At 74.4% G+C, this 14989-nt stretch carries 14 protein-coding genes; 8 read left to right on the plus strand and 6 right to left on the minus strand.

Annotated features, from left to right (window positions below; translation table 11 throughout):
• Window positions 1-19 precede the first annotated feature (19 nt).
• Window positions 20-565 (minus strand): SH3 domain-containing protein, encoded by a 546-nt coding sequence (locus ACZ5NW_RS14645; protein WP_468744168.1) that lies wholly within the window; start codon window positions 563-565, stop codon window positions 20-22.
• Between the two features lie 193 nt (window positions 566-758).
• Here ACZ5NW_RS14645 and ACZ5NW_RS14650 point away from each other — a divergent pair, with 193 nt between their 5' ends.
• Window positions 759-1706, plus strand: a complete 948-nt coding sequence (locus tag ACZ5NW_RS14650; protein WP_468744169.1) for a hypothetical protein — start codon at window positions 759-761, stop codon at window positions 1704-1706.
• Here the strand turns inward: ACZ5NW_RS14650 and ACZ5NW_RS14655 are convergent.
• Window positions 1606-2970: an aminotransferase-like domain-containing protein gene (locus ACZ5NW_RS14655; protein ID WP_468744170.1), complete on the minus strand. Its 1365-nt coding sequence runs from the start codon at window positions 2968-2970 to the stop codon at window positions 1606-1608. The genes ACZ5NW_RS14650 and ACZ5NW_RS14655 overlap by 101 nt on opposite strands.
• Window positions 2971-3068: 98 nt before the next feature.
• Here ACZ5NW_RS14655 and ACZ5NW_RS14660 point away from each other — a divergent pair, with 98 nt between their 5' ends.
• Complete coding sequence (locus ACZ5NW_RS14660; protein ID WP_468744171.1) at window positions 3069-3845, plus strand: alpha/beta fold hydrolase; 777 nt, start codon at window positions 3069-3071, stop codon at window positions 3843-3845.
• Window positions 3846-3863: 18 nt separating this feature from the next.
• Here the strand turns inward: ACZ5NW_RS14660 and ACZ5NW_RS14665 are convergent, their stop codons facing one another.
• The gene (locus ACZ5NW_RS14665) at window positions 3864-4304 is read right to left on the minus strand and encodes a hypothetical protein (RefSeq protein WP_468744172.1); all 441 of its coding nucleotides are present in this window, start codon (window positions 4302-4304) and stop codon (window positions 3864-3866) included.
• A 286-nt stretch (window positions 4305-4590) separates the two neighbouring features.
• Between ACZ5NW_RS14665 and ACZ5NW_RS14670 the strand changes: the two genes are divergently transcribed.
• Both ACZ5NW_RS14670 and ACZ5NW_RS14675 read left to right on the plus strand, forming a co-directional pair.
• On the plus strand, window positions 4591-5802 hold the full coding sequence (locus tag ACZ5NW_RS14670) for a PP2C family protein-serine/threonine phosphatase (protein WP_468744493.1): 1212 nt from the start codon (window positions 4591-4593) through the stop codon (window positions 5800-5802).
• A gap of 77 nt (window positions 5803-5879) precedes the next feature.
• On the plus strand, window positions 5880-7133 hold the full coding sequence (locus ACZ5NW_RS14675) for a hypothetical protein (protein WP_468744173.1): 1254 nt from the start codon (window positions 5880-5882) through the stop codon (window positions 7131-7133).
• Here the strand turns inward: ACZ5NW_RS14675 and ACZ5NW_RS14680 are convergent.
• A complete protein-coding gene (locus tag ACZ5NW_RS14680) occupies window positions 7130-7291 on the minus strand; it encodes a hypothetical protein (RefSeq protein WP_468744174.1) in 162 nt (53 codons plus the stop codon). The two genes, ACZ5NW_RS14675 and ACZ5NW_RS14680, sit on opposite strands and share 4 nt — an antisense overlap.
• 130 nt (window positions 7292-7421) lie before the next feature.
• Here ACZ5NW_RS14680 and ACZ5NW_RS14685 point away from each other — a divergent pair, with 130 nt between their 5' ends.
• Window positions 7422-8765 (plus strand): helix-turn-helix domain-containing protein, encoded by a 1344-nt coding sequence (locus tag ACZ5NW_RS14685; protein WP_468744175.1) that lies wholly within the window; start codon window positions 7422-7424, stop codon window positions 8763-8765.
• A 362-nt stretch (window positions 8766-9127) separates the two neighbouring features.
• Here the strand turns inward: ACZ5NW_RS14685 and ACZ5NW_RS14690 are convergent, their stop codons facing one another.
• Window positions 9128-9925: a hypothetical protein gene (locus tag ACZ5NW_RS14690; RefSeq protein WP_468744176.1), complete on the minus strand. Its 798-nt coding sequence runs from the start codon at window positions 9923-9925 to the stop codon at window positions 9128-9130.
• A 352-nt stretch (window positions 9926-10277) separates the two neighbouring features.
• Between ACZ5NW_RS14690 and thrS the strand changes: the two genes are divergently transcribed.
• From thrS to ACZ5NW_RS14705, 3 genes are all read left to right on the plus strand, one after another.
• Window positions 10278-11519: a threonine--tRNA ligase gene (gene thrS, locus ACZ5NW_RS14695; RefSeq protein WP_468744177.1), complete on the plus strand. Its 1242-nt coding sequence runs from the start codon at window positions 10278-10280 to the stop codon at window positions 11517-11519.
• A 46-nt stretch (window positions 11520-11565) separates the two neighbouring features.
• Entirely contained in the window at window positions 11566-12540 is a 975-nt protein-coding gene (locus tag ACZ5NW_RS14700) for a nucleoside hydrolase (protein WP_468744178.1), read from the plus strand.
• Between the two features lie 187 nt (window positions 12541-12727).
• Entirely contained in the window at window positions 12728-13807 is a 1080-nt protein-coding gene (locus ACZ5NW_RS14705) for a S1C family serine protease (RefSeq protein ID WP_468744179.1), read from the plus strand.
• Window positions 13808-13900: 93 nt separating this feature from the next.
• On the opposite strand, the gene ACZ5NW_RS14710 is transcribed toward ACZ5NW_RS14705, so the two are convergent.
• Window positions 13901-14848, minus strand: a complete 948-nt coding sequence (locus tag ACZ5NW_RS14710; RefSeq protein WP_468744180.1) for an LAETG motif-containing sortase-dependent surface protein — start codon at window positions 14846-14848, stop codon at window positions 13901-13903.
• Window positions 14849-14989 lie beyond the last annotated feature (141 nt).

Here is a 14989-nt window from a genome sequence, read left to right on the forward strand (position 1 = left end):
TGTTCCCTCATCCCTCCGCTCATCGGACGAGCGGGATCCAGTCCCAGACGCCCGATGAGGTTCCGGTGGCGGCGAAGCTCCAGGAGCCCGAGATGGTGAAGGAGCCCGTCGCCGCGACGCTCCAGGCGTCGTCGGACCAGGAGTCGTCCCAGTTGGTCCAGTCGCCGTTCTTCCACTGCGGGCACGGGTCGGCGCAGGTCGGCACCCGGGCGCCGCCGGTGTCCACGAAGGCCGCGCTCGCCCAGGCCTGGGCGCCGACGAGCCAGTACCAGTACGGGTTGCCGTTCACGCTCTGTCCGAGGACCATGCACTGCACGCGATCCTGGCTGCCGGGCGCGAGCGTGCCGACGACGGGTGAATGCGTGGTGGGTGACTGCCGCAGATTGAGGTCGGTGCGGGAGACGACGGTGCCCCAGATCGTATGGTCGCCATGACCGCCGCCACGCTGCCCTTCGGCGTAGGTCGGCGGGGCTGCCGCCGCGGTGGTTCCGGTCGCCGCGACGGCGAGGGTGCCACCGGTGAGCAGGGCCGCGGCCAGGATCCGCAGGGCCGGAGTGGTGCGCATGATCGGCCTCCTTCTCCCCAGCTCCAGGAAACACCCGTTCGGGTGAACCCTCCACCGGAGAGCCGAATGTCCAGCTCCGGGCCCTCAGCAGGCCCTTTGGTCCAGACGATCGCCCACGGCGCGTGATCGGACGGTCACTCGGATGGGCGCGGTCCGCTCGCGTCCGGTACGGCCGGGGCGTTGCCTGGACAGCGTGTTCCACCCCCAGCGGGCCGGCCCCGCCCCCCGCCCACGGGCCGGCGCGTCCCTCCGTCCGCGGACCGCCGCCTCGGCCGTCCTGATCGCCCTCGCGTGCCTCCTCGTGCCGCTCGGCACGCTGGCCGGCTGGGCGGCGTACGACCTCACGGACACCCGCCGCTACGTCGCCGCCCTGGGCCCGCTGGCCGCCGATCCCGCCGTCCAGGGCGCCGTCGCGGACACCGTGGGTGACGGCATCGCCCGCGAGACCGGCCTCGACCCCCTGGCCGCCCAGGACGCCGCCCGCTCCTTCACGGCCACCCGCGCCTTCCGCGCCGCCTGGGACGCGGGCAACCGGGCCACCCACAGCGCGGTCATGACGGCCCTGCGCGACGACGCCCGCGCCACCGGCCCGGTGACCGTCGACCTGGCCACCGTCACCGCCCCGCTGCAACGCCAACTCGCCCACGACAACATCCCGTTCGCCGCCCGCGTCCCCGTCGAGCACCGGCCCGTCGCCGTGCTGCCCGCCGGGAACCTGACGGCCCTGCGCAAGGGCTACCACGTGCTGGACATCGCCGGATTCTGGCTTCCCCTCACCGCCGTCGTCCTCGCGGCGGCCGGTATCACCGTCGCCGCCTGCCGCCGTCGCGCCGTCACCGCCACCGGTCTCGGCACGGCGCTCGGCGGCGTGTTCCTCGGCGTGGCGGTGGCCGTCGGCCGCCACCTCACCCTCACCGACCTGCCCGACCCCGCCCACCGGCCGGCCGCGGCCGCCGTCTACGACGCCCTCACCGCGACCCTGCGCACGGCGTCCTGGCTGCTCCTGGGCCTCGGTCTGGCGGCGGCGGGCGCGGCCTGGCTCAGCCGGTACGTCCGGGTGCCCGCCCTCGCGCGACGCCGGCGAGTGTCCGTAGGGCCCACGTCAGGTCCTCCCGCCGAGCCGACGCGAGTCCGAGTCTGACCGCGTCCGGGGTGCGGTGCGGGTCCACCGCGAAGGCCGTGCCCGGGGTGATCGCGATGCCGTGGGCCGCGGCCGCCGCCGCGAAGGTGTCCGCCCGCCACGGCGCGGGCAGCTCCCACCACGCGAAATAGGCGCGCGGGCCGGTCCGCACCCGGAAGCCCGCCAGCAACTCCCCGACCAGCGCCTGGCGTTGCCCGGCGTCGTCCCGCTTCGCCGCCACCAGCCTCGCCACCGTGCCGTCCCCGGTCCAGCGCACGGCCGCCTCCAGCGCGAACCGGCCCGCGCTCCAGCCGCCGGACCGCACCGCCGCGCCCACCGCCGCCACCCGCTCCGGCGGTACGACGAGGAAGCCGGTGCTCAGCCCGGGCGCGACCCGCTTCGACAGGCCGTCGACGACATGGGTGAGCGCGGGGGCGTACGCGGCCAGCGGCACGGCGTCCGGGCGGAGGAAGGACCAGATGCGGTCCTCGACCACCGGCAGCTCCAACTCGCCGACCACCTCGGCCACTTCGCGCAGCCGCCGGTCGCTCGTCGCCCGCGTCGTCGGATTGTGCAGGGCCGGCTGGAGATACAGGGCGGACAGCGGGGCCGCACGGCGGGTCCCGGCGATCGCGTCCGGTCTGACTCCCTCCTCGTCCCCCGCCAGCGGCACCAGCCGTATCCCGAGCCGGCCCGCGATCTCCTTGACCAGCGGATACGTCAGCTCGTCGACGCCCACCCGGCCGCCGGGCCGGACGAGGGAGGCGAGGGCCGCGGCGATGGCCTGGCGGGCGTTCCCGGTGAACAGCAGCTGGTCCGGGGTGGGACGCCAGCCGCCGCGACCGTCCTGCCCGCCCGGAACGGTGAGCAGTCCGGCCGCCGCCCGGCGGGCCGCGCCCGTGCCGGTCGCGGCGCCCGGGAGCATGGCCTCCGCCAGCGCGTCGGGCCGCAGCAGCGCGGTCAGCGCGGGCGCCAGCAGCTCCGACTGGCCCGGCACGGAAGGGTAGTTGAGCTCCAGGTTCACCGGCAGCGCGGTGCCGGTCGCCTCGACCAGGGCGCGTCCCGGGGGCGTCTCGGGGGTGGCCCGTACGAAGGTGCCCCGGCCGACCTCGCCCACCACCAGTCCCCGGCGCACGAGTTCGCCGTAGACGCGTCCCGCGGTGGACGCGGCGATGCGGTGGCGGCGGGCGAACTGCCGCTGCGGCGGCAGGCGTTGACCGGCGCCGAGGCGTCCGCTGGTGATGTCCTCGGCGATGCGGTCGGCGATGCGCCGGAAGTCGTTCATGTGCTGTCCCGTCGCTCCCCCGTCGGTCCCGGCGCGGATTGCACCGAGAGCAAAGATCTTATTGCACCGAGGAGTTGGGGCCGCCTAGGGTCGATCACATGACCCCCTTCCTCGCATACGAGGACAAAGGACCCCGGAGCGGACCGCTCCCCCTCGTCCTCGTCCACGGCCACCCCTTCGACCGCAGCATGTGGACTCCGCAGATCGAGACCTTCTCGGCGGAACGCCGTGTCATCGCCCCCGACCTGCGCGGATACGGCGCCTCACCGGTGACGCCCGGGCTCACTCCGCTGTCCCGGTTCGCCGAGGACATCGAGGAACTGCTCGACGCCCTCGCCGTCGGCCCCTTCGTCCTCGCCGGACTCTCCATGGGCGGCCAGATCGCCATGGAGCTCTACGACCGCCTCGGCGACCGGGTCCGCGGGCTCGTCCTCGCCGACACCTTCCCCGCAGCCGAGACCAGCGGCGGCAAGGTCTCCCGCAACGCGATGGCCGACCGGCTGCTCGCCGAGGGCATGCGCGGATACGCCGACGAGGTGCTGGAGAAGATGGTCGCCCCCTACGCCGACCCCGCGGTCAAGGCGCACGTCCATCGCATGATGACGGCCACCGACCCCGAGGGCGCGGCCGCGGCGCTGCGCGGCCGCGCCGAACGGCCCGACTACCGCGCCCTGCTGACCCGGGTGGCCGTCCCCGCCCTCGTGGTCGTGGGCGAGGACGACGAGTACACCCCGGTCGCGGACGCCGAGGCCATGCACGCCGCCCTCCCCGACTCCGCGCTCGCGGTGATCCCGGGCTGCGCCCACCTGCCCAACCTGGAACGGCCCGACGCGTTCAACGCCGTCCTGGCGGACTTCCTGGCCAAGCCGGCCTGAGGGCGGGCTGTCGGCGGGCTAACGGATGCGGTGGCCCGCCGCGTCCTCGTGCGTGTAGTAGCGGTAGAAGAGCACGACGAAGGTGACCCCGGCCACCGCCAGCGCCATGAACGTCGAGCGCAGCACGGTCGCCCCGGTCTGGCTGTACGCGAACCCGAAGGCGCATCCCGCGAACGCCGCCCACAGCAGGGCGTGCAGCTCGCGCATCACATGGGCGGCGAGGGTGCGGACGCCGATGTAGGCCACCATGAAGGCGGCCGCGGTGACGAACCCGAACAGGACGTTCCAGCCGGTGATCGGGCCACCGGAGCGGCGGTTGGCCGCGGCCCAGTAGCCGTAGATCAGCCCGGCCGCCACGGGCACTGCCCATGCCGCGGCCCGGTGGACGCGCTCGTCGAAGACGTCGGGATTCCTGGGCCGACGGGCCGGCAGACCCGCGGCGGGTGCCGCATGAGCCATGAGAGCACTCCTCTCTCTCCACGCCCCCGCAATACAGAGCACACCCGGCGGAGGCCGGTGGCAAGTCGGGTGCCCGGACGGGGGCGGGTTACGCGGGGTGGGGCGTCGGGTTGGGCGAGGCGGGGCCGCCGGATGCCGCGGGGCGGTGGCAAGACGGGTGGTCGTGCGGGGCGGGGCGCTCGGCTGCGCGGATGGGGTGGCGGGTGGTGGCGGGGGGCGGTGCCCGGATGCGGGGGATCATGGGGCGTGTTTCGCTGATCCCGTGAGCGGCGACCACGGGGGCCGGGTGCGGCGGCTCGACGCACGGTATCCGCGGGTGCGGCGGCGTGACGTGCTCCAGCGGCAGCAGCTGCTGCGGTTCAAGGGGTACAGCGTCACCTGGCTGGTGCCGCTGCTGCTGCTGATCACCATCACCGTCGTCGACTTCAACACCACCGGACGGTTCCGGATCGTCTCCTGGTGCGTGTTCGTCTCCGCGATCGCCGCCGCGCTGTGCGGGGTGTGGACGACGGCCGCCTTCGCCGTACTGTCCCTGGCCACCTACGTGGCGACCGACATCATGGCGGCCGAGCAGTACAAGTCGGGCCCCGCCGACTTCGTCCTCGTCGCCGTCGGCGGGGTGCTGTCCGTCCTCGCCTGCGAACTGAGGGTGCGCGGCGAGCAGCGCATGCTGCACATGATGGACATCGCGGAGACCACCCGCCGCACCGTACTGCGCCCGCTGCCACCGGTCTGGGGCGGCCTCGAACACGCGGCCGAGTATCTCGCCGCCGACGCCGACGCCCGGGTCGGCGGCGACTTCTACGACATCCAGCCCGGCCCGCACGGCACCCGTGTCCTCGTCGGCGATGTGCAGGGCAAGGGGCTGGGCGCGGTGGAGGCGGCGGCCGCGCTGCTCGGCACGTTCCGCGAGGCCGGCTACCACGAGAGCGACCTCGCGACCGTCGCCGACCGGCTGGAGACACGGATGCGGCGGCACCGCGTCCACACGGACTCCCTGGGCCGCACCGAGGGCGACCGCTTCGCCACGGCGGTCCTCCTCGCGTTCCCCGAGCTGCCGGGACATCCGGGGGCGGAGGGGGACGGGGCGGGCGGACCCGACCGGGGGACCGTCGTCGAGCTGGTCGGGTTCGGGCATGAACCCGCCCTCGCCGTCGGACCGCACGGCGTGCGGCCGCTGCCGCAGGGCGAGGGGCTGCCGCTCGGCCTCGCCGAACTCGCCCAACGCGACGCCCCGTTCCCCGTGCTCCGCGTCACCCTCGCGCCCGGCGAGACCCTCCTCCTCGTCACCGACGGCGTGACCGAGGCCCGCGACGAGCAGGGCGTCTTCTACCCCCTCGCCGACGAACTCGCCCGCGCCGTCGCCCGCGACCCCGGCCTCACCGAACCCGCCCGTCTGGTCGCCCACGTCCGCGAGGGCACCCTGCGGCACTGCGGCGGACGCCTCGCCGACGACACCACCGTCTTCGCCGTACGGCGCCGGAGTTCGCCCTCCTGAGGCCCCTCTTTGCAGCCGCAGAGGTTACGGTGCTGGGGTACGTGATCCACAGGGGGGAGAACATGGGGGAGGGACACATGCCCGGGACCGTGCTGCTGCTCGCGGCCTCGCCCGCCGGCAAGGGCTGTCTGGTGGACGCCGCCTCCGTGCTGCCCGTGCTCGCCGCGGTGCCGCCCGGTGTGCTGGCCGGCACCGACACGGCGAACGTCGTCGAACTCGCCGACCCCCTGGAGCCGCAGGCCGTGCTGACCCGGCTGCGGGCGGCCGCGGCGGCGCCCGGACCGCTGACCCTCTTCGTCACCGGCCAGCTCCAGCTCGACCGGCGCCAGCACCTGCCCCACCTCGCGCTCGCCCGCACCACACCGGCGACCGTCCGCTACACCGGGCTGCCCTGGGCGTGGCTGCGGGAGGAACTGCGGCTGCGCGGCCCCGGTACGACCACCCTCCTCGTCGATCTGCACGCGGACGCGGAGAGCTGGGACTGGCTGCGCGGGAACCGTCTCGACTGCGGTCCGAACATCGCCGTGTACGGCAGGATCGCGCCGCCGCCCGGTCGGCGGACGGTGGCCGCACCGTCGTACATGAAGGCGATCGCCACCCTCCTGCGCAGCGGCACCCGCCCGCCCCTGGACCAGCTCCACCAGCTGGCCCTGGCCCGCATCACCGGCGAGGGCGAGGTGGCCGACCTCCTCCTGGGCCCCTGGCAGCCCCACCGGCCCACCCCTGCGGCCCCCTTCCCCCACCAGCACCCGGTCACCCCCTCGCCATGGCACCAGGCGCCGGTGACGCCCCAGCACCAGCTCCCCGCCCCGAGTACGGTTCCGGCCCCGGTCCGCGCCCATCAGACCCCGGGCACGCCCCCGCTCCCGCTTCCGCCCCAGCAGACCGCTGCCACGGTCCCGGTCCCCGAAGACCCCCACGCCGCCATCACCGCCGCCGTGCAGGCCGGGCGGCATGACGTGGCCGATGGGCTGGCCGCTCGGTGGGAGGAGGCCGCTGTCGCCGTGGGGGGCGCGGGGTCGGGGGAGGCGTTGCACTGGATGGAGGTGCGGGCGGATCTCGCGATGTTCGCGGGGGACGCCGAGCGCAGTTGCCGTACCTGGATGGCCGTGGCGAGCGCGCGGCTGGCCGCGGGGCAGCCGGTGGACGCGCCCGCCGTGGAGGCCGCCGTGGACCGGGCCCATCACCAGTGGGGCCGGATCACCGACCCGGCCCGCGCCCGGGAACTCGGCCCGGCGCTCGCGGACCTGCGCGGCCGGGTGCCGGGCCGCCGGGAGGGCGCGCTGGACCATGTCCGACGCCAGCTCCGGCAGTTGCAGACGCAGGCCTAGGACTTGGTGGGCTGCTGGGCCGTCGCCGGGGTCGGGGCCGGGTGGTCGAGGGGTGTCGCTCTTGCCGGGCCCGCGTTGGCCGCCAGGAGGAGGGTCGCCACGGCGACGAGCGCGGCGGCGAGGCTTCTGGCGAAGCGGGGGGTGGTGCGTCCGGGCACGGGGACCTCGCAACGTTGGGGGAGTTGCAGGCGGCTGTTAAGCATGCTTAATTCGCCGTTTAACCTAGGGCTGTCCAAGCCCAACGGCAAGAGGCCCCGGGGCGGTTGGGGCGGTCTGGGGGATCCGGACATGACGGAGCGGGACGAGCCCGAGGTCATCGGGCGGCGCGTGCAGCGACTGCGCGTGGAACGCGGACTGACCCAGCGGCAGCTGGCCGAGCCGACCTACACGCCCGCCTATGTGTCCACGCTGGAGTCGGGCCGGGTCCGGCCCTCCGACGAGGCGCTCCGGCACATCGCCAAGCGCCTCGGCGTCGACTTCGAGGAGCTGGCGTCCGGCCGCTCCGCCCGCCTCGTCACCGATCTGCGCCTGCGCCTCACCGAGGCCCAGCGCGCCCTCGCCACCGGGGAGGCGGAGGAGGCGGCCCGGCAGTACACCGTCCTCCTCGGCGAGGCGGAGGAACTCGGCCTCGCCGACGAGCAGGCCATCGCGCTGCTCGGCCTCGGCGAGTGCGGCATCGACACCGGGGACATCGACACCGCCCGCGAGTACTTCGAGCGAGCCGAGGCCTGCCTCGCCCGGGCCCCGCTGCCGGTCCGCGTCCCCGCCCTGCGCGGCCGCGCCGTCTCCCACTACCTCGCCGGTGAACTCCGCTACGCCGTCTACCTGCTGGAGTCCACCCTCGACGAGCTGAACCGCTCCGGGCTGCACGACCCCGACGCCCTGCTCCTGCTCTACGCCTCCGTCATCGGGCCCTACATGGACATGGGCGCCCAGGCCCGCGCCGCCCAGGCCGCCGAGTTCGCGCTCGCCCTCGCCCCCCAGGCCGGCGATCCCGCCCTGGTCGCCCGTATGCACCGCTCCGTCGCCCGCACCCTGCTCGCCGAGGGCCGTATCGCCGAGGCCGACGCGTCGCTGGCCAAGGCGAGCGAGCTCTACCGAGGGCTCCATCTGCGCACCGAACTCGCCAACTGCCACTGGATGCGCGGGTACGTGTACGCCCAGAACGGCCGACTGGAGCGGGCCGAGGACGAGTTGCGGCAGGCGCTGGCCATGTTGGACGCCCAGCGCGCCGCCCTCTACAGCCGTCAGGTCGCCGTCGAGCTGGCCGACGTACTGCACCGCCGGGGCAGGTCCGAGGAGGCCGCCGAACTGCTGCGTGGAGTCCTCGGTGACCTCTCGTCCGAGCGGGGCGCCGTGCATGCCGCCGCCGCGCACCGGCTGCTCGGCATCATCGCCGACGACGCCCGCGACACCGAGTCCGCCGAGGAGCACTACGTCCGCGCCCTCAGCCTGCTGGAGCGGGCCGGGGCGGCGGGGGACCTCGCCGACCTGTGCCGGTTGCTCGGCGACCTGCTGCGCCGTACGGGCCGTACGGAGGCGGCGCTGGACGCGTACCGCACCGGCCTGGCCCACCGCACGGCCCCCGGCACCACAACCCTGGGCCCGGCCCCCGCCCAACCACCCCTCTGACCCACGCGGGGCCCGTGAACACCGCACCCGAGCCGCTGCCCCGCCCCCGCCCCTCGGGCCTCCGGCCCCCGCGCCCCGCCCCAGACGTCGGGCCGGCCCGCCTCGCGCCTCGGCTCAGACGTCGGGCCAGCCCGCCTCGCGCCTCGGCTCAGACCTCGGTCTCGCCGCCCCCGCGCCTCGGCTCAGACGTCGGTCTCGCCGCCCCCGCGCCTCGGCTCAGACGTCGGTCTCGCCGCCCCCGCGCCTCGGCCCAGACCTCGGCCCCGCCGGCCCTCGCGCCTCGGCCCAGACCTCGGCCCCGCCGGCCCTCGCGCCCCGACCCGGACCTCGGGCCCCGCCGGCCCCCGCGCCCAGGCCCAGCCTCAGACCTGCGCCTTCCCCTGTTTTCTCACGTCCGCCAGTCTCAGTGCGCCCAGTTGGACCGCCGCCTGGGTCGCCTCGTTCGGGACGTCTCCCAGGCCGCCGTTGGTGAGGGCGAAGGAGTCCTGGCCGATGCGGACGGCGGCCACGTCCAGGGTGAGCAGCTGGGGCTCGCCGCCCGCCTCCGGGTCGGTCGGTTCGCTCGCCACGGTGACCCGCAGCCCCTGCCGCACATCCCCGACCTCCGGCAGCGGCGCCTCACCGACCTGCACGTCGAGCAGGGCGCCCCGCCCGGTCGTGGCGGTGAAGCGGGCGCACTTCTGCGGCATGGTCTTCAGCCAGGCCAGCGCCCGGTCCACGTCGGCCGGCTTGCGCGCGCCGACCTGGAAGCGCAACTGGGCGTCCGTGTCGGCGTCGTCGAGCCCGATCGTGGCGAGGGCGGGACCGCCGAGCAGCTCCTCCGTGTAGAGGGTGTCGAGCAGCCGCTGGCACTCACCGGCCGTCGTGGTCGCCTTCAGCAGCCCGTCCCGCCAGGTGGCCGCCCCGCGCGTCGCCGCCCAGGGCGCGCCCAGGTCGGACACCGTGATGAGGGCCGCGTGGGCCTGCGCGTCGCTGAGCGCGGTGCCGCTCTCCGGCCGGCCCGCCGTGGGCGTGGGGCTGGGCTTGTCGACGGTGGGCGTGGGCCGTGGGGCGGTCGCGGGGTGTTCCAGGCCCAGGGTCGCGCAACCGGTGGCGCACAGGAGTCCGGCCAGGACGAGGGCGGAGCCGAGGATCGGGCGGCGGCGGACGGCTGCGGTCATCAGGGGTTTCTCCTGTCGGGTGCCTCCTGGGGGTGCTCCTCCCACGGCAGCACCGGCACCCCCGGCCCACCAGCGCGGCGGGCCGTACGGGGGACGGGGTTGCTGCGGGAGGGTGGCGAACCCCGGGCGACGACCCCGCGAAAACCTCTCGCGCCCCTGCCGTCGCCCCTGTTACGGTCACCGCATGCAGCGCGCCCTCATGTCCCGTACGACGACGCCGGAGAGTTCCCCGGCGGCGCGCTGACATCTGGACGTCATCGACCGAAGCCCCGGGGCGAGTGCCCCGGGGCTTCGGCGTCTCACGGTCCCGGCGGTCGCTCGCCTCACCCCCACCCTTCCGGAGGAGAGCACCATGAACGACCACCGCCCCGCCGCTCACTCTCACGACCACCGCCGGCTCGGCCGCGAGCTGGAGCTGTTCGACACCGATCCGCTGATCGGCGCGGGCCTGCCGTACTGGCTGCCCGACGGGGCCGTCGTACGGCACGAGTTGGAGGAGTACATCCGGGGCGCCGAACGCGCGGTCGGCTACCGGCACGTGTACTCACCCGTCATCGGCAAGCGGGAGCTGTACGAGACCTCCGGTCACTGGGACCACTACGGCGACGACATGTTCCCGCCGATGAAGCTGGGCGAGGAGGAGGTCGTGCTGCGCCCCAGCCTGTGTCCCCACCACGCCCTGATCTACCGCTCCCGCTCCCGCAGTCACCGCGAACTACCCTTGCGAATCGCGGAGTTGGGCGGCATGTACCGCTCGGAGCTGTCCGGCGTGCTGGGCGGGCTGACCCGGGTGCGGGCCATCCAGCTCAACGACGCGCACATCTTCTGCACCCTCGACCAGGCCGTCGAGGAGGCCCGCGCGGCACTGGAACTGATCGCCCGCGCCTACGACGACCTCGGCATCCGCGCCTCCCGGTACCGTCTGTCGCTGCCCGGCGAGGGCGGCAAGTACGTCGCCGATCCGGCCCTGTGGCGGCGGGCCAACGCGCTGCTGCGGCAGGTGCTGGACGCGTCGGGCGTGCCGTACGAGGAGGCGGAGGGCGAGGCCGCCTTCTACGGCCCGAAGATCGACGTGCAGATCGTGGACCCGGCCGGCCGCGAGAGCACCCTGTCCACCGTCCAGATCGACTTCCACCAGCCGGAGCGCTTCGATCTGCACTACATCGGCGCGGACGGCGCCAAGCACCGGCCGGTGATGGTGCACCGCAGCATCATCGGGAGCGTGGAGCGGGCGGTCGCGCACCTCGTCGAGGAGCACGGCGGGGCGTTCCCGGTCTGGCTGGCGCCCGTGCAGCTGGCGGTGCTGCCCGTGTCCGGGGCGCAGGAGGAGGCGGCCCGGGAGCTGGCGGCGCGGGCGGAGGAGGCCGGGCTGCGGGTGTCGTACGCCGGTCCGGAGCAGGGCACCCTGGGCGCCAGGATCCGCGCCGCGCGGCTCGTGCCGTATCAGGCGGTGATCGGGGCGAAGGAGGCCGGCGCCGGGCTGGCCTCCGTACGGCTGCGGGACGGCCGGCAGGCCGGTCAGCTCGCCGGGGCGGAGCTGGTGGACCGGATCGGGGCACGGGTACGGGCCCGGGGCGCCGCCCTGTGGGAATGACCGGCCCCGCATAGGCTCGGGCGCACCAGCCGTGGAAGGAGACCTGATGGCCGGTGAGCAGCCCATCCCCGTGATCATCGACTGCGACACGGGTGTCGACGACGCCCTCGCCCTGCTCTTCGCCGTACGGCACCCCGCGCTGGACCTGCGCGCCGTCACCTGTGTCGCCGGGAACACCGATGTCGACGGCGTCGTCCGCAACACGCTGACCGTGCTGGAGCGGGCCGGCGCCCCCGACATCCCGGTCGCCCGGGGCGCCGACCGCCCGCTGATCGAGCCCGCCCGCTCGGCACGGCACGTCCACGGCACCGACGGCATGGGCGACCTGGGCCTGCCCGCACCGACCCGTACCCCCGCCGGCACGGACGCGGTGACCCTGCTGCGCCACGAGATCCTCGCCTCCCCGCGCCCGGTGACCCTGATCCCCACCGCCCCGCTCACCAACATCGCCCTGCTGCTGCGCACCCACCCGGAGGTGGTCCGGGGCATCGAGCGGATCGTGTTCATGGGCGGCGCGGTGGCCTGCGGAAACGCCACGCCGGTCGCCGAGTTCAACGTCTGGCACGACCCGGAGGCCGCCGCGATCCTCCTCACGGCCGGCGTCCCGATCACGATGTACGGCCTCGATGTCTTCCAGCGGGTCGTCGTCCCCGGCGCCGAGGTGCGGCGGCTGCGCGCGAGCACGGAACCCGGTGCCCGGCTGGCCGGCGACCTCCTCGCCCACCGCCCGGCCACGCCCGAGGCCGACGGGGACGATCCGGGCGGCGGCATCGGCGACGCGGGCGCGGTGTGCGCGGTCGCGGACCCGGCGGGCCTGACCACCCGACTCCTGCCGGTGGAGGTCGCGTTGGCCCCCGGCCCGACGCGCGGTCAGACCCTGGTCGACCGTCGCGGCCGGCACGGCGAGTCCGAACTCCACGGCGAGGAACGCGAGAAGGCCCTGGTGGACGTGGCGTTGGACGTGGACGTGGAGCGGTACGTGAAGCTGTATCTGGAGACGGTGGCGGGCTCGGGCCACTGAGAGCGGCCCCGGTGCACTTCGACGTGGGGCCGCAACCCCGACCGTGCGGTCCCACCCCGACCATGCTGCCGCACCTCGAAATGACAGGTGAAAAGGGCGAATATATCCTGAATGTGAGCTGACTCATCGAGCATGGCGGGCCCGGGCCCGGGGAGCGGACGGGCCCGCGGCGCGGAGGCGACGCGGTATGCGCGGCAAGGCGAGTTGGGCGGCCACGGGCGCCCTGGCGATGTTGATCGGCATGAGCGGTGTGACGGCGCGAGCGGCACCGCAGGACGACCCGTCACCGCAGGAGCTCTACGAGAAGGCGGCGCCGGCCACGGTCCACATCATCGTGACGACGTCCAGCGGCCTGGCCCTGGGCACCGGTTTCGTCTACGACGCGGACAAGGGCCTCATCGTCACCAACGCCCATGTGGTGGACGGCTCGGCCGCTGTGAAGGTGGGCATCGAGAACAAGGAACCGGTGGCCGCGCGCGTCCTCGGCAGCGACCCGTGCGAGGACGTGGCCGTGCTCCAACTCTCCACGCCCCAGGACGACTTGAAGGAGCTGGAGTTCGCCGACAGCGACGACGTGAAGACCGCCGACAACGTCACGGCCATCGGCTATCCGGGCTCCTTCGAGAACCCCGCCACGCAGAAGGCGATCTACACCTCGGGGAGCGTCCAGGCGACGGACGTGCCCGCCGACCCCAGCCCCTCCCTGCCGAACTACCCGACCACCATCCAGCACTCCGCCGCCATCAACCACGGCAACTCGGGCGGCCCGCTGCTCGACAACGACGGCAAGGTGGTGGGGGTGAACACCCTCGGCAACCCGGACGCGCAGGGCCAGTACTACTCCATCTCCGGAAACCACGTGAAGTCCCTGCTGAAGGGCCTGGCCGCCGGCGAGTCCAAGACCGACGTGGGCTGGTCGCTCTACTCCGTCGACGACGAGGCCCTGGCCCACGCCTTCTCCGATCCCGAGGCCCAGCGCACCGTCGCACAGACCCAGGACACGCTGTGGAAGGACGGCGTCCAGGGCCTCTTCGTGGCCAGTACGACCGCCAACTCCCCCTCGGCCGCCGCCAAGCTCGAATCCGGCGACGTCATCACCAGCATCAAGGGGGCGCCGACGACCAAGGTCAGCGAGGTCTGTGACGTCCTGCAGTCGGCGGCACCCGGGGAGAAGCTCGCCGTCGAGGGCGTCTACACCTTCAACGCCGAGGACAGCAACGCGACGTTCGAGGACGTGTGGACGACGGACCTGACCCTGCCCAAGTGACCGGCCCCCACGCATCCGCCGGGCACCCGGCGCCCACGCATACGTCCGCCCCGGCACCACGAGCGTGCCGGGGCGGACGTACCGGAGAAGCCGTCAGGCGCGGCCGGCCGACTTGCGGCGGCGCGTCGCCACGACGATCGCGGCGCCGCCGAGCAGCAGTGCCGCCGCCCCGGCCGCGATCACCGGGGTGTTGCTGTCGGCGCCGGTCTCGGCGAGGTCACCGCCGCCGCCGTTGGGCGTGGGCGCGGCGGGCGGGGTGCTGGACTCGGAGCTGCTCGGGGCCGGGGCCGCCGGCTCGGAGGGGGTGCCCGAGGGGGTCGTGGGGGGCGTCTGCGACGCGGGCGGGTGGGACTCGGAGGCCGGGGGCTGCGCGGGCGTGGCCGGCGGCTGCTGGGGCGTGCCGGGCGGCTGCTCGGGGGTGGCCGTGCAGTCCTTCGTACCGCCGTTCCAGGCCGCGATCAGCTTGTCCTTGATGACCGGGCGGTCCGGCCCCTTGGGCACGTCGCCGTGGACGAAGCCGTCCTTCGCGTCGAGCTTGCCGTCGAACTTGACCGCGCCCCGGTAGAGGTCGATCTGCGCGTAGCACCCGGAGTCGGGGACGGCGATGTCGAGGGTGTCGGTGTGACCGGGCTTGACGGTCACGGTGTCGAAGTCGACGAAGACCTGCTCGCCGGAGGTGCGGAAGTCCGGGCCGTGGGCGCGGTACGAGGCGAGGGAGGCGGTGCAGGTGGCGGCGTCGGCGGCGGTGCGGACCGTGATGTGGACCTTGCCGTCGGCGGTCGGCTTGAGGTTCTGGTCGTCGACGCGGACGGAGTCGTAGAAGTGCGTGCCGTCGAGCGAGAACTGGCAGCGGTCGGTTCCCGTCTCGGTGCCCGCGCCGGTGCCCGGCTGGTAGGCGCCGCCGGACTTCCAGCCGTCACCGCCGGGATGGTCGGAGGCCCACGCCCCGGAGGCGGCGGCTACGGAGGCGGCGCACAGGGCGAGCGAGGCGGCGCCCGTCCCCAGCAGGTGTCGCGCGGAGACACGTCTCGCTATGGACATGCGTATCCCATCTAGGCGTGCAGAAGCTGATTGGTCAGATCAGAGGCGTACGGTCGGACGGAGAAGCACGGGCCCCGTGGGCCACATGCGCGACCGTGCGGGCCCATCGTTGTGCCCCCGCTGCGGGCTGTCAACTTGCGC

The sequence above is a fragment of the Streptomyces sp. NPDC032126 genome (assembly GCF_055580085.1).

Excerpts from the sequence above, each read along its gene's own strand:
- ACZ5NW_RS14690 (WP_468744176.1), bottom strand. The coding sequence starts at position 9,925 with ATGACCGCAGCCGTCCGCCGCCGCCCGATCCTCGGCTCCGCCCTCGTC.
- ACZ5NW_RS14705 (WP_468744179.1), top strand. The coding sequence starts at position 12,728 with ATGCGCGGCAAGGCGAGTTGGGCGGCCACGGGCGCCCTGGCGATGTTG.
- ACZ5NW_RS14700 (WP_468744178.1), top strand. The coding sequence starts at position 11,566 with ATGGCCGGTGAGCAGCCCATCCCCGTGATCATCGACTGCGACACGGGT.
- ACZ5NW_RS14655 (WP_468744170.1), bottom strand. The coding sequence starts at position 2,970 with ATGAACGACTTCCGGCGCATCGCCGACCGCATCGCCGAGGACATCACC.
- ACZ5NW_RS14675 (WP_468744173.1), top strand. The coding sequence starts at position 5,880 with ATGCCCGGGACCGTGCTGCTGCTCGCGGCCTCGCCCGCCGGCAAGGGC.
- ACZ5NW_RS14665 (WP_468744172.1), bottom strand. The coding sequence starts at position 4,304 with ATGGCTCATGCGGCACCCGCCGCGGGTCTGCCGGCCCGTCGGCCCAGG.
- ACZ5NW_RS14660 (WP_468744171.1), top strand. The coding sequence starts at position 3,069 with ATGACCCCCTTCCTCGCATACGAGGACAAAGGACCCCGGAGCGGACCG.
- ACZ5NW_RS14710 (WP_468744180.1), bottom strand. The coding sequence starts at position 14,848 with ATGTCCATAGCGAGACGTGTCTCCGCGCGACACCTGCTGGGGACGGGC.
- ACZ5NW_RS14645 (WP_468744168.1), bottom strand. The coding sequence starts at position 565 with ATGCGCACCACTCCGGCCCTGCGGATCCTGGCCGCGGCCCTGCTCACC.
- ACZ5NW_RS14685 (WP_468744175.1), top strand. The coding sequence starts at position 7,422 with ATGACGGAGCGGGACGAGCCCGAGGTCATCGGGCGGCGCGTGCAGCGA.
- thrS (WP_468744177.1), top strand. The coding sequence starts at position 10,278 with ATGAACGACCACCGCCCCGCCGCTCACTCTCACGACCACCGCCGGCTC.